We start from the raw sequence: 13,566 nt of genomic DNA, 5'->3' as shown, positions 1-13,566 counted from the left end.
GCTTCCTCCGATCAGGGCGCGCAACCTGAAGGGCGCGGGGCGGGCGGGCAAGACCCCACCGGGGCAAGCGCGCGCCGCGTGGGGCAGGTGCGCGCCGCCCGAGGTATGCTATGCCCTCGCCCCGCCCCTGCCCGACCAGGACCGCAGATGCCCCCCAGCGCCGCCGACCTCGCCGCCTACGCCGATTTCGTCCTGCGGGACGCCGCAATCCCGGAGCTGCCGAACCACTACCGCGGCAAGGTGCGGGAGAATTACGACCTGCCGGATGGCCGCCGCATCATCATCGCCACCGACCGCCTCAGCGCCTTCGACCGCATCCTCACCGCCGTGCCGCTGAAGGGCCAGGTGCTGACCCAGCTCGCGCGCTCCTGGTTCGAGCACACGGCCGATATCTGCCCCAACCACGTGATCGAGTACCCCGACCCCAACGTGCTGGTCTGCCGGAGGCTGGACATCATGCCGGTCGAGGTGGTGGTGCGGGACTACCTGGCGGGCACCACCTCGACCGCCATCCTGACCATGTACGAGGCCGGGCGGCGGGAGATGTACGGCCACCGCTTCCCCGATGGGATGCGGCCGAACCAGAAGCTGCCGCAGACCATCCTGACGCCCACCAGCAAGGCCTTCGACGTCGGCCACGACGAGGAGATGACGCCGGCGCAGATCGTCGCGGGCGGGCTGCTGACCCAGGCGCAGTGGGACGAGGTGAGCGCCCTCGCGCTCAGGCTGTTCGCCCGGGGGCGGGAGATGGCGGCGGCGCGCGGCCTGATCCTGGTCGACACCAAGTACGAATTCGGCTTCGACGCGGCCGGCAACATCGTCCTGGCCGACGAGATCCACACCCCGGATTCCAGCCGCTATTGGTTCGCCGGCAGCTACCCTGAGCGCTTCGAGGCCGGGACGGCGCCGCAGAGCTTCGACAAGGACTTCGTCCGGTCCTGGGTCGTGGCGCGCTGCGACCCGTACAAGGACGCGATCCCGGAGATCCCGGCCGAGGTGAACCTCGACGCCGCGCGGATCTATATCGAGGCCTTCGAGACCATCACCGGCACCCGTTTCCCGCTGCCCGATCCCGGGCAGCCGGTGCTGGAGCGGATCCGGGCGAACCTGCGGCCGTATTTCTGACGACGGCAGCGAGATTGGGGAGGGATGGGTTGTCCCTCCCCAACACCACGCGGCAGGTGCCTGCTTACGGAAACAGATGAGGGGGCTTGGGGGAGAATACCTTCTCCCCCGGCCTTCGCTGCATCGCACGCCACGCCGCCGCCAGCACCGGCACCCCCAGCGCCGCCACCCCCGCCCAGACCGCCGGGCGCAGCCCGAAGCCCACATCCAGGTTGGCCAGCAGGATGCGCTCCGCCGGCAGGTTGGTCGCCAGGGCGAACCAGGCATACTCGATCCCCGCCGCCGCCAGCGCGGTCAGCGGGGCGAGTGCCAGCAGCACCGGCAGCCGGCCTCGCCAGCCCGCCGGCAGCGCCCGCCAGGCCAGCAGCCAGGCCAGGAAGCCGGCCGCCAGCACCGCCTCCCAGACCACCAGCTTCGACTGCATGTAGAAATGCAGCACGCCGAGCGCGGCGATCGGGAAGGCCAGGGCGTGCAGCCGCTTCCAGCGCGGCCCGAGCGCCCGGATCCAGCCATCGGTCGAGGTCCAGCCCAGCACCGCCAGTCCAGCCAAGGCGACGAAGCCGATGGTCAGGTAGACCCGCAGGACGATCTCGGAGGCGACCTTCCACAGGCCGAAATTCTCATGTCCGGCGTAGAGCACCAAGTGCAGCACCGCGTAGGCCAGCGTCACCAGGCCGAACAGCCGGCGCAGCGCCAGGATGCGCGGCTCCGCCAGGATCCTGCCCAGCGGCGTCACCGCCAAGGTCAGCAGGAGCAGCCGGATGGTCCACAGGCCGATCTCCTTCGTCGCCGCCTTCCAGGGCTCCGGCCCCAGCAGGCCCAGCGCGGCCTCCCCGGCCACCCAGGCCGCTGGCGCCAGCAGCAGGGCGAAGACCACGGCGCGCAGCGCGGAGAATCGCCCGGCACGGTCCTGCCAGGGCCAGGTGAAGGGGCGGGCCCGGCCGGCGGGCAGCGGGAAGGCGGTGCGGAGGATAGCCTGCATCATGCCCGTCATTTCGTCGCAGCGGCCCCTTCGGTAACCCTCCGATCGGTCAAACCCAACCGCGCGCGCGAATCTCGGCGGCGACCCGCGCCGCCTCGTCCAATTGCGGGCGGGGAAAGGGCGCCGGCGCCGCCGCCAGCATCCGCGCCTGGCGGGCGGCGATCAGCGCGCCGTGCAGCCGCAGGTGCCGCGGCCCCAGCCCGCCCGGATCGGCGATGAAGACCGGCACCGTGGTCGCCAGGGCCTCCGACAGCATCGAGACGCTGTCGCCGGTGACCACCACCGCATCGGCCCAGGCAAGGAAGCCGGCATAGGGGTTCGGTCCGGCATCGCCCCAGCGGTGCAGCCGGTGCGGCACCCCGGCAAGCGAGGCGGCCAGCGACTCGGTGGCCGCCGCGCCGGTGCGGCGGCTGGCGGTCGCCATGACGCTGCCGGCGAAGCGCGCCACCTCGGCGCCGAGCGCCGCGGCGCGGGCCGGGTCCATCCCCTCCGCCCGCACCGGCCCGCCGACCAGGAAGGCGACCCGCGGCGAGGGCAATTCGGCCAGCACCGCCCAGTCCTGCCGCGCCGCCTCCAGCCGCGCCCGGGTCATCCGGTGGCAGGCGCCGAGGATGGGGAAGATGTTGGCGGCGTCCTGCGGCCGGTCGTGCTGCCCCAGCACCAGCAGGTCGAATTCCGCCGCGCCGAAGCCCGGCCGCATGCAATGCGCCAGCTTCGCCCCGCGCCGGCCTAGCCAGCGCGCCACCGGCGCCGCGCGCCGTCCCGCCGAGAGCACGATTCGCGGCCAGGGCGGCTGGAAGCCGGCCCGCGATGCGGGCGTCAGCCCGGCCAGACTCGGCCAGGGCCAGGGCAGCCGGGCCATGCCGCTCCAGCCCAGCGGGACGGTCCGGTAGGGCAGGCCCAGCCGTTCGGCGATGCCGAGCGCCTGCGCCGCGGTGCCGGCGCGGGGGTCCGCCAGGGCCCAGATGGCCGCCTCCGTCATGGACGCCGCACCCCTCGGGGGTTACGAGACGGCGACACGACGCCGGCAGGGATACGCGCCATGGCCATGCAACACGCTTCCGTCCAACACGCTTCAGATTGGGACCGTGACGCCGCGCTGACGACCGCGCGAATCCTGCTGGAGATCAAGGCGGTGAACTTCCGTCCGGAGGAGCCCTATACCTTCACCAGCGGCTGGAAGAGCCCGGTTTATATCGACTGCCGGAAAATCATATCCTTCCCGCGCGCCCGCAACAAAATCTGCGACCTCGGCTTCGAGAAGATCGGCCGGCATATCGGCTACGAGACCATCGACGTGGTGGCGGGCGGCGAGACCGCCGGCATCCCCTTCGCCGCCTGGATCGCCGACCGCATGGCCACCCCGATGGCCTATGTGCGGAAGAAGCCGAAGGGCTTCGGCCGCGGCGCGCAGATCGAGGGCGAGGTGCCGGAGGGCAAGAACACCCTGCTGGTCGAGGACCTGACCACCGATGGCGGGTCGAAGGTCCGCTTCGCCCAGGCGCTGCGCGACGCCGGCGCGATCTGCGACCACACCTTCGTCGTCTTCTACTATGGTGTCTTCCCCGGCAGCTTCGAGGCGATGAAGGCCATGGGGCTGAACCTGCACCACCTCTGCACCTGGTGGGACGTGCTCGAGGTCTGCCGCGAGCGGCCCTATTTCGCCGAGAGCGCGCTGAAGGAAGTGCGCAAATTCCTCGAGAACCCGGTGGCCTGGTCGAAGGCGCATGGCGGCATCGGCTCGGTCGAGGAGGCGCGGGCGATCCGCGACGGGGCGGAGAAGGAATAGGGTGCCGGTCGCCGGCGGGATCCGACCCCGCCGGCCCTAGCCTGCCGGGCAGCCCGGCACCACCATGTCCAGAGTCCTGCCTGGAGCCCGAGCATGGCCGCCCGATTCCTGCCGACCCTCGGCGCCGCCCTGGCCCTCGCCGTGCCCGCTTTGGCACAGCCGCAGCGCGACACGCTGACCATCGGCATCACCCAGTTCCCCAGCACCTTCCATCCGAACATCGACTCGATGGCGGCGAAGACCTACGTGCTCGGCTTCGCCCGCCGCCCCATGACCGCCTATGGCACCGACTGGACGCTGGCCTGCCTGCTGTGCGAGACGCTGCCGACGCTGGAGAACGGCCTCGCGGTCCGCGAGACGACGGCCGAAGGCAGGCCCGGCCTCCGCGTCACCTACGAGCTGCGCGCCGATGCGCGCTGGGGCGACGGCACGCCGATCTCGGCCGCCGACCTGCGCTTCGCCTGGGAGGCCGGACGGAACGGCGAGACCGGCATCGGCCCGGCCGAATTCTACCGTTCGGCCTATGAGCTCATCGTCGAGGATGCACGGACGATCACGCTGCGCTTCGACAAGGTAACCTTCGACTTCGCCTCGCTCGGCGAGTTCCAGCCGCTACCGGCGCATGTCGAGCGGGCACGGTGGGAGCAGGAGCCACGGACCTATCGCAGCCGCACCGCCTATGACACCGAACCCGCCAACCCCGCGCTCTGGTCCGGCCCCTACCGGATCACCGCGGTGCAGCCCGGCGCCGGGGTGACGCTGGAACGCAACGCCGCCTGGCAAGGTGCGGCGCCGGCCTTCCGCCGCATCCAGATCCGCAGCGTGGAGAACACCGCGGCGCTGGAAGCCCAGCTGCTGGCCGGACAGGTCGACATGGTCTCCGGCGAGCTCGGCCTGCCGGTCGAGCAGGTGGCGGCGCTGGAACGCCGCACCGCCGGGCGGTTCAAGGTCGAATACAAGTCCGGGCTGGTCTACGAGCATCTCGACCTGCGGTTGGACAATCCGATCCTTGCCGACCTGCGGGTGCGGCAGGCGCTGCTGCTCGCCATCGACCGGGCGCAGATCGTGGCGCGGCTGTTCGAGGGCCGCCAGGTGGTGGCGCATGGCAATGTCAACCCGCTCGACCCGATGCACGATGCGGGCGTGCCGCAATGGCCCTTCGATCCGGCCCGCGCCGCGGCGCTGCTGGACGCCGCCGGCTGGCCTCGCGGCGCGGACGGCATCCGCCGGAACGCCGCCGGCGAGCGGCTGTCGATCGAGCTGATGACCACCGCCGGCAACCGGGCGCGGGAGGCGGTGCAGCAGGTCCTGCAGGGCATGTGGCGCCAGGCCGGCATCGAGGCCCGCATCAGGAACGAGCCGCCGCGGGTCTTCTTCGCCGAGACCCTGTCGAAGCGGAAATTCCAGGGTGCCGCACTGTTCGCCTGGATCAGCGCGCCGGAAAGCGTGCCGCGCAGCACCCTGCATTCGGACGAAATCCCGACCGAGGCGCGCAACTGGTCCGGCCAGAACTATCCGGGCTACCGCAACCCGGAGATGGACGCACTGCTGGAGACGATCCCGCAGGCGCTCGACCGCGACAGGCGGCGCGCGCTGTTTTCCAGGCTGCAGGCGATCTACGCGGCGGACCTGCCCGCCCTGCCTTTGTGGTTCCGGGCGGATGCGCATGTCTGGCCGCAATGGCTGGAGAATGTCCGGCCGACCGGGCACCTGAACCCGAGCTCGCTGTGGGTGGAGGAGTGGCGGGTCAAGCCGTGACCTACGCCGGTCGTTCGGAAGAAAGGCAGGGGTTCGGGGAGGGAAACGTATTCCCTCCCCGAACCCCTGCCCTTTCGTGAGTCTCGCATTCGCCGCGCGGCAGGTTCCGACTCACAAGAATAAAGGTGGGTCCAGGGAGGATGCTTCCTCCCTGGCCTTGCCTGCCCTCAGAACCGCGACGTCAACGCGAAGCGCGCGGCGAAGGGCGCGCCCGGCGTGATGTTGTTGTTGCTGTTGGCCACCGGGTAGTACTTCACCCCAAACAGGTTCTCGAAATTCGCCTGCAGCGCCACGCGCTCCGTCAGGTTCCAGAACAGCGCCGCGTCGAACCGGGTGAAGGCCGGGATGCGCACCGCGTTGTCGGTCGCGGCGTAGTAGCCGGACTGGTGCACCACGCCGAGCCCGGCGCCCAACTGCGGCAGGAAGTCGTAGCGGTTCCAGAGCGAGACGGTGTTGTGCGAGACGAAGGGCACGTTGTTGCCCTTCCTGATGGTTGCCGACTGGTCGCTGGTGATCTCCGAATTCATGATGGCCCAGCCGCCCAGCACGCTCCATTTGTCGGTGACGCGGCCGCGCCCGCCCAGCTCGAAGCCCCGCGTGCGGGTGCCGTCCACCAGGACGGAGCGGGTGATGTCGTTCGGGTCGGTCACCGCGACGTTGGTGCGGTCGAGGTTGAAGAGCGCGGCGGTCACGGCGAAGTCCGGCCGCACGTCCCACTTGGCGCCGACCTCGTAGTTGGTGAACTGCTCCGGCTTCAGCGACTGGTTGGCCAAAGTGAGCGAAGCGAGCTGCTCGCCGGCCCGCGGCAGGTAGGTGTTGCTGAAGCTGGCATAGAAGGAGACCGGCTCGAAGGCCTGCCAGACCAGGCCGATGCGCGGCGAGACCTTGTTGTCGGTGACGTCGAAGCCCTGGCCGGTGCGGTTGTTGGTGAAGTCGGTGTTGAAGTGGTCGAAGCGCAGCCCGCCGATCAGCTGCACGGTGGGCAGCAGCTGCACCTGATCCTGCACATAGACTGCGGCGGTGGTGGCGACGCCGCTGTTGTTGGCGTCCGTGGCACTCTGGCGGAAGCTGACCGGCACGTTGATCCGCGTCGCGCCGAGTGAGGTGGTGTAGCTGGTGGCATTCGCCCCGACCGAGGTGAAGTAGCCGGTGTTGCGGAAATTGTCGGTCTGCTGCCGCGCCAGCTCGACCCCCGCCAGGATCTTGTGCCGGATGGGGCCGGTGTTCAGGTCGAAGACGAAGTCGGTCTGGTTGATCAGGTTCTGCCGGTGGGTCTCGTTGTTGTAGGCGGCGATCGACACCGTGCTGCCATTGGCGGACACCGCGCCGGGGAAGACGTTCTGGTAGAACTTGTCGTAGTCGGCGAAGCGGAAGTTGTTGCGCAGCAGCACGCCGTTCTCGAAGCGGTGCTCGACCCCGAGGTTGAGCGCATTGACCTGCGCATTCACCGGGCTGCGGCCAGGATCGCCGAAGAAGGTGGCGCGGCCGGTCTCCAGCGGCCGGCCGCGGAAGGACGGGATGCCGCGGTCCGCCACGCGCTCGTCGCGGAAGTATTCGTAGGAGGCACGGACGATGGTGGAATCGCCGATCCGGTAGGCGAAGGTCGGGTTGATGCCGTAGCGCTTGAGGTTGACGCCGTCGCGGTAGCTGTCGCTCTCCTCGTACATCCCCAGCAGCCGGACGGCGGCATTCTCGTTGATCGCCTGGCCGAGGTCGAAGCTGCCGCGCCACTGGCCGAAGGAGCCGGCCTGCAGCCGCACCTCGCGCCGCGGGTCCCAGTTCGCCTGCTTGGTCACGCGGTTGATCACGCCGCCGGTGCCGCCGCGGCCGAAGATCATCGCGTTGGGGCCGAGCAGCACCTCGACGCGGTCCACGTTGTAGAGGTCGCGGTAGTACTGCACGTCGTCGCGCAGCCCGTCGACGAAGAGGTCCGAGGTGGTGGACTGGCCGCGCAGCACCGGGGTGTCGCGGTTGCCCTCGCCCTGCGCATAGCCGGCGCCGGGGACGTAGCGCAGCACGTCGCCCAGGTTCTGCATCGACAGGTCGCGGATCGCCTGTTCGGTGATGACGGTGACGCTCTGCGGCACGTCGCGCAACGGCGTGTCGGTCTTGGTGGCGGAGGTGGTGCGCTGGGTGGCGTAGCCGGAGGTCACGGCGGGCACGGCGTTCACATCCATCTGAGGCAGCGCGATGGGGGCCGCCTGGTCCTGCGCCACCGCCGGGACGGCCCCGCAGGCCAGTGCCAGCAGCGAGGTCGCCGCCAGCAGCCCGGGCCGCCGGCCCGGCCGCGTCACCACGGCATTTCGATTGCAGTTCGGCATGTCCATCAGTACGACCCAAGTTTCCGCGATTGCGAGTTATTCGCAATAAGGGCAACCTGCCCGGGCCGCTGCCGCCAGGCAAGGGCCCGCGGCCGATGCATGGGAAAAGAAATGCGATTGCGAGTAATTCTCATTCGGTCTAGGCCAGGGACCATGCCCGTCGCGCCTAGCCTCCGCCGTCGCCTGCCGATCCGCCGCCAGGGCGCCAGGGCGTGACCGCGCGCCGGGCCCTCCTCTTGGCGCATCGCTGGGTCGGGCTGGTGCTCGGCCTCGTCCTCGCCGTCATCGGCGCGACCGGCAGCATCCTGTCCTACCAGCGCGAAATCGACGCGGCGCTGAACCCCGCGCTGTTCCGCCCCGACGGCCCGGCCGACCCGGCGCTCACCTATGCCGCCATCCAGCGCCTGGCGGAGACGGCCGGCCGTCCCGTCGGCGGCATCCGGCCGCCGGATGCGGTCTGGCCGGTCTGGGTGGTCTCGCCGCCGCGCGGCGCGCGCGGCGCGACGACGGCCTACCTGGACCCGGCGACCGGGCGGCTGCTTGGCGAGCGCGACGCCCGCGCCGGCTTCATCGGCACGACGCGCGACCTGCACGACACGCTGATGCTGCGGGCCTGGGGCGGGCGCGAGGCGGTGGGCTGGCTCGGCGTGCTGACCCTGCTGTTCTGCGCCAGCGGCATCTGGCTCTGGTGGCCGCGCGACGGCGCGCTCGGCCGGGCACTGGTGACAATCCGGCGCCGGCCGGCGGTGATGCTGAACCTCGACCTGCACCGGGTGGTCGGCATCTGGCTGGCGGCGGTGCTGGCGGTGGTCGCCTTCTCCGGCGTCGCCATCATCTTCCCCGGCTGGTTCCGCCCGCTGCTCGGCATCGCCGCGCCAGCCGCCGGAGCGCCGCAGCGCGGGCCGCTGCGGCCCGAGTCGCTTCGCCTGGATGCGGACGCCGCCGTCGCCGCGGCGCTGGCGCACCTGCCCGGCCAGGTGGTGACCGGCGTCATGCCGCCCACCGGCCAGCGCCCCGCCTGGGGCGTGACCCTCCGCCCCGCCGCGGCCGACCCGGAAATCCGCGGCCGCACCGTCCTGACCATCGACGCCGGCACCGGCACGGTGCTGGAGGAACGCGGCCCGCGCACCCGCGGCGCGGCGGAGGAGGCGCTCGCGCTGCAACGCTGGCTGCATGGCGGCGCCATCCTGGGGACCGGCGGGCGCCTTCTCGTCTTCCTGTCGGGCCTCGCCATGCCGGCGCTCTTCGTCACCGGCCTCGCCGCCTGGCTGCTCCGCCGCCGCAACCGCCGCCGGGTCCGCCAGGCGGACCCTGCCGCCCTGTCCGGGAGGACCGCATGAACCCCACCCCGCCCGACCTCTCCCCGCTCACCCTCATCCTGCAGGCCGATATCGTGGTGCAGGGGGTGATGGCGCTGCTGCTGCTCGCCTCGCTCGCCTGCTGGGCCATCATCATCGAGAAGGCGGTGACCCTGCGCGGCTTGGCGCGGCAGGCCCGGCTGCTCGCCGCCGAAGGTCCCGACGCCGCGCCGCCGGGCGGCGAGGGCCTCGCCGCCGCGACGCTGCGGGCCGGCCATGCCGAATGGCGCGAGGGGCGCGATCCGGCCGAGACCGCCGGCGAATTCCGCGGCCGGCTGGAACACGCCATGCGCGCCGCCATCGCCGCGACGCTGCGGCAGGCCGAGCCCGGCCTGCCCCTGCTGGCGACCATCGGCGCGGTCAGCCCCTTCGTCGGCCTGTTCGGCACGGTCTGGGGCATCATGCACAGCTTCGCGGGCATCGCCGCACGGCAGGATACCAGCCTGGCGACCGTGGCACCCGGCATCGCCGAGGCGCTCTTCGCCACCGCCATCGGCCTGGTCGCCGCCATCCCGGCGACCATCGCCTACAACCGCTGCACCACGCGGCTGCACCGGATCCGGCAGGAGGCGCTGGCCGCCGCCGGGACGCTCGCGCTGCGGCTGGCGCGCCGGCCGGCCTTCGTCGCCGGCGGCCGCGCCGCGGCGGCGGAGTAGCTGGCATGGCGATGCAGCTTTCCGGCGGCGACGACGGCGACGACGCCCGCCCGGTCGCCGAGATCAACGTCACGCCGCTGGTCGACGTGATGCTGGTGCTGCTGGTGATCTTCATGGTGACGGCGCCGATGCTCACCGCCGGCATCCAGGTCGACCTGCCGCGCGCCGCCGCCGCGCGCCTCGCCCCGCCCGAGCCGCCGCTCGAGCTCGGCCTGACCCGGGCGGGCGAGCTCTTCCTCGGCAAGGAGCCGGTCGCCGAGCCGGCGCTGGAGCCGCGCTTGGTCGCGCTGCATGCCGAATCGCCCGACCGCGCGCTGCATCTCCGCGCCGACCGCGGCATTGAGTATGGCGAGGTGCTGCGGATCATGGCCCTGGTGCAGCGGGCCGGTATCCAGCGGGTCGCCCTCGTCTCGCAGCCGGCGCCCTGAGCCATGGCCCAGCCGCAGGCGCTGCCCCGCTTCGACGGCTTCGCCGTCCCGCCGCCCCCCGGCCTGCCGCGCCGCCCGTCCGGGCGGAGCCTGGCCTGGACCGGCTCGGCCGTTCTGCATGCGGTGGCCGGGCTGGTGCTGCTGTTCGGCATGCCCGCCCCGGCACCCGTCGTGATGCCGGTGATGCTGCTGGAGATGACGGCGCCGGAGCCGGTTGCGCCGAGTCCCGAGCCGGTCGCCGAGCCCGTCGCCGAGGCCATGGCGGAGGCGGCGCCGGCCCCCCTGCCCGTCCCGGCCGAGGCGCCGCCCGAACCACCCGTGGCGACCGAGACACCACCGATGCCGATGGCCGAGGCGCCGGCCTTGCCCGAACCGCCGCCGCCCGTGCCGGAAGTGGCCGAAACGGCCCCCGAGGCCGTCGCCGAATTGCCGGTCCCGCCGCCCCTGCCGCGCCCGCCGGCGCCGCAGCACCGCCCCGCGCCGCCGCGGCCTGCGGTGGCGCAGGTGCAGCCCACGGCACCGGCACCGGCGCCGCCCGCCCCCGCGGCTCGGGCCGCAGCACCCGCCGCCGCGGCACCGCCGGCGAGCTACGTCGCCCGGTTGTTCGCCGCGCTGGAACGGCACAAGACCTATCCGCAGGAGGCCCGCTTCCGCCGCGCCCAGGGGGTCGCCATGCTTCACTTCCGCATGCGGCGCGACGGGACCGTCATCGGCTACCGGCTGGAACGCAGCGCCGGCGATGCCGCGCTGGACGGCGCGGTGCTGGCGATGATCGAGCGTGCCTCGCCGCTGCCCGCCCCGCCCGCCGAGGTCACCGGCGACCCGATCGAGCTGACCGTGCCGGTCCGCTTCGCCCTGCGCTGACCCGCCGGCCGGATTGAAGCACCGCGCGGAACGGCGCTAGGATGGCGGCAGCCCGGGCAGCACGGGTTGCCCGACCCAGGGAGCGATTCATGCCCACGGCCGCCGCGCAGCACCCCTATCTCGACCTCTTCTCCTTTGCCCTCGTGCCGCGCCTGAAGTCCGGGCCGGACCATGCGAAGGACCCGCCGGCGCCGCATCTGCTGCCGCTGGCCAATGCCTCGCCGGAGGCCAGGCAGGTGCTCGACCTGCTGCTCGGCGCCGACCACGACCTCCGCGACGACCATGACCAAGCCGCAGGCATCAACCTGGCGCTGGCGGAAACCCGCATCCGCCTGGCGGTCAGCCATGGCGACAAGTCGCCGGCGCTGCAGACCGCGCTGACCCGCATCGCCCTGGCGCGGGAGGAGATGGCGAAGCACGACACCCGCCGCGCCTGCGCCGCCCTGGCCGATGCGGTGCGCGCGGTGATGGCGCCGGCAGCCAAAGGGTAAGGCAAGGCCAGGGAGGAAGTATCCTCCCTGGTCCCTCTTCTATGTTTGGGAGTCCGACCTGCCGCGCGGCAGGCGCCAAGCCCACAACAAGGAGGGGGAAGCTTGGGGAAGGAATACTTTTCCCTCCCCAAGCTTCCCCGCAGATCCGCTAACCGCCGACCGCTCCACCACCGTTGCGCACCAGGCCGATCAGCGTCGAACGCGGCGGCACGCCGGCCTGGAATTCCGGCCAGCGCGTCGCCGGCCGGTCGAAATTGCCGCCGGGCTCGGCGCCCGGGTGGCGCACCGCGCTGAACAGCGCCTCCCCATCCGGGGTCAGCGCCGCGCCGCCGACCGAGGCCGCCCGCGGCGCGCCATAGATCGGCAGCGGCACCCCGCGCCCCGGCCCGTCCAGGTCGCAGACATAGAGCCCCTCCGCCTGCGGCCCGACCCGGCCGCCGCGGTCGGTGCCGATCCAGGCCCGGCCGCGCGCATCCACCGTCACCGTGTCCGGGTTCTCCGGCCAGGCGCTGCCCGGCGGCAGGCCGGCCCGGCCGTAGCGGGCCTCGGCGCTGCGCGGGTCGCCGGCGGCGAACAGCAGCCCGGCCCCGGCGGTCGCCGCGCCGTCGTCGCCGCCGGCCGCGGTCAGTTCGATCACATGTCCGGCCGGCCGGGCCGGGCTGCCGTGGCAGGCCAGCAGCAGCCGTGGCCGGGTCGGGTCGAGCCCGAGCCCGGAAGGCGAATCGAGCGGGCTGCCCCCCGCCTGGGTCGCCGCCATCACCGGGTCCGGCACGCCCGCCGGCAGCGGCAGCCAGGTGAAGCGGTCGCCGTCCAGCCGGGCGACCGAAAGGCTGCCGGCATCCAGCACGTCCTCCCCGGTCGCCGGCCCGGCCGAGACGAAGCGGAACAGGAAGCCGCCGACCCGCCGGTCGGTCAGGTAGACCACCGCGCGGCCGTCGCGCGACAGGGTCGCCGCCACGTCGCCGTGCGCGAAGCGGCCGAGCGCGGTGCGCTTCACCGGCACCGATTGCGGGTCGAAGGGGTCGAGCTCGACCACCCAGCCGAAGCCAGACGCGTTGGCGAAGCGCGGGTCGACATTGCCGAGCCGGGCCAGCCAGGGGGTCGGGTCGCCCTCGGCCAGCAGCAGCGTGCCCCAGGGGGTGACGCATCCGCCGGCCAGGCCCAGCACGCCCCGCACGCTGCCGCCGCCGCTGACACGGCACAGCGTGGCACCGCCCAGCCGGCGGCTCTGGAAGCCGCCATCCACCACCACCCAGCCGCGGCCGCGCTTTTCCAGGTTCAGCAGGGAGGCGCCCTGCATCGCCGCCGCCGCGGCCGGCTGGTCGCGCCCGCCGGGGAAGGCGAAGGCGGGGTCGACCCGAGGATGCACCACCGCCAGCACCGCGCGGGGGATGCCGTCGGCGGCCTGCTGCGTCGGCACCGCGATGGCGGCGACCCTCGCGTCCCAGCCGAATTGCGCCGCGGCGCCATCCGGGGTGGGCCGGCGCGGGTCCCAGGCCGGGGCGTCGAAGGTGACGCGGTCGCCCCAGCGGACCAGGACGTCGCGGCGGTAGCCGCGCGCCACCGTGTCGTCCTGCTGCACCGGCAGGCCCATGGCTTCGAGGTCGTTGCGGCGGGTCTGTGCCCGGGCGGCGAGCGGGGCGAGGGCGGAGGCGGCCAGCAGCGCCCGGCGCCGGATCGCGCGCCGCGTCCCCTTCCCTGCAAAGCCCCTGGCATCCTGCATCAGCGCGTCCTCGTTGCGGCGGCGCGGACCTTGCCACCCGGCCGCCGCCGGCGTCCATCCGCCGAGGGCCA

12 protein-coding genes are annotated in these 13,566 nt (G+C 72.7%); 8 read left to right on the top strand and 4 right to left on the bottom strand.

The genetic code is table 11. From position 1 onward, the window contains the following. Positions 1-147: 147 nt before the first annotated feature. A complete protein-coding gene (locus tag ACFQS7_RS04790; RefSeq protein ID WP_380065876.1) occupies positions 148-1,125 on the top strand; it encodes a phosphoribosylaminoimidazolesuccinocarboxamide synthase in 978 nt (325 codons plus the stop codon). A 64-nt stretch (positions 1,126-1,189) separates the two neighbouring features. On the opposite strand, the gene ACFQS7_RS04785 is transcribed toward ACFQS7_RS04790, so the two are convergent. Then, entirely contained in the window at positions 1,190-2,110 is a 921-nt protein-coding gene (locus tag ACFQS7_RS04785) for a sulfite oxidase heme-binding subunit YedZ (RefSeq protein WP_380065875.1), read from the bottom strand. A gap of 46 nt (positions 2,111-2,156) precedes the next feature. Next, positions 2,157-3,089 carry a mitochondrial fission ELM1 family protein gene (locus ACFQS7_RS04780; RefSeq protein ID WP_380065874.1) on the bottom strand — a complete coding sequence of 311 codons (933 nt, stop codon included), beginning with the start codon at positions 3,087-3,089 and terminating at the stop codon, positions 2,157-2,159. A 60-nt stretch (positions 3,090-3,149) separates the two neighbouring features. Here ACFQS7_RS04780 and ACFQS7_RS04775 point away from each other — a divergent pair, with 60 nt between their 5' ends. Both ACFQS7_RS04775 and ACFQS7_RS04770 read left to right on the top strand, forming a co-directional pair. After that, on the top strand, positions 3,150-3,896 hold the full coding sequence (locus ACFQS7_RS04775) for an orotate phosphoribosyltransferase (RefSeq protein ID WP_380065873.1): 747 nt from the start codon (positions 3,150-3,152) through the stop codon (positions 3,894-3,896). A 93-nt stretch (positions 3,897-3,989) separates the two neighbouring features. After that, positions 3,990-5,654, top strand: a complete 1,665-nt coding sequence (locus tag ACFQS7_RS04770) for a peptide ABC transporter substrate-binding protein (protein WP_380065872.1) — start codon at positions 3,990-3,992, stop codon at positions 5,652-5,654. Between the two features lie 167 nt (positions 5,655-5,821). Here the strand turns inward: ACFQS7_RS04770 and ACFQS7_RS04765 are convergent, their stop codons facing one another. Beyond that, positions 5,822-7,981, bottom strand: coding sequence for a TonB-dependent receptor (locus tag ACFQS7_RS04765; RefSeq protein ID WP_380065871.1), 2,160 nt, complete (start codon positions 7,979-7,981; stop codon positions 5,822-5,824). 206 nt (positions 7,982-8,187) lie between these two features. On the opposite strand from ACFQS7_RS04765, the gene ACFQS7_RS04760 reads away from it, so the two are divergent. From ACFQS7_RS04760 to ACFQS7_RS04740, 5 genes are all read left to right on the top strand, one after another. Then, on the top strand, positions 8,188-9,315 hold the full coding sequence (locus ACFQS7_RS04760; protein WP_380065870.1) for a PepSY-associated TM helix domain-containing protein: 1,128 nt from the start codon (positions 8,188-8,190) through the stop codon (positions 9,313-9,315). Then, positions 9,312-9,989, top strand: coding sequence for a MotA/TolQ/ExbB proton channel family protein (locus ACFQS7_RS04755; RefSeq protein WP_380065869.1), 678 nt, complete (start codon positions 9,312-9,314; stop codon positions 9,987-9,989). The genes ACFQS7_RS04760 and ACFQS7_RS04755 overlap by 4 nt, the downstream gene beginning before the upstream one ends. Before the next feature lie 5 nt (positions 9,990-9,994). Further along, positions 9,995-10,417, top strand: a complete 423-nt coding sequence (locus ACFQS7_RS04750; RefSeq protein ID WP_380065868.1) for an ExbD/TolR family protein — start codon at positions 9,995-9,997, stop codon at positions 10,415-10,417. A gap of 3 nt (positions 10,418-10,420) precedes the next feature. Next, positions 10,421-11,281 carry an energy transducer TonB gene (locus ACFQS7_RS04745; protein ID WP_380065867.1) on the top strand — a complete coding sequence of 287 codons (861 nt, stop codon included), beginning with the start codon at positions 10,421-10,423 and terminating at the stop codon, positions 11,279-11,281. A gap of 89 nt (positions 11,282-11,370) precedes the next feature. After that, positions 11,371-11,772, top strand: a complete 402-nt coding sequence (locus tag ACFQS7_RS04740) for a hypothetical protein (protein WP_380065866.1) — start codon at positions 11,371-11,373, stop codon at positions 11,770-11,772. 148 nt (positions 11,773-11,920) lie between these two features. Here ACFQS7_RS04740 and ACFQS7_RS04735 read toward each other — a convergent pair whose 3' ends face one another. Further along, positions 11,921-13,495, bottom strand: a complete 1,575-nt coding sequence (locus ACFQS7_RS04735; RefSeq protein ID WP_380065865.1) for a PhoX family protein — start codon at positions 13,493-13,495, stop codon at positions 11,921-11,923. Positions 13,496-13,566: the final 71 nt, after the last annotated feature.

Source organism: Dankookia sp. GCM10030260, assembly GCF_042666655.1.
In the GTDB taxonomy this organism is placed as follows: domain Bacteria; phylum Pseudomonadota; class Alphaproteobacteria; order Acetobacterales; family Acetobacteraceae; genus Paracraurococcus.
This window is presented reverse-complemented; position numbering and strand designations above follow the sequence as displayed.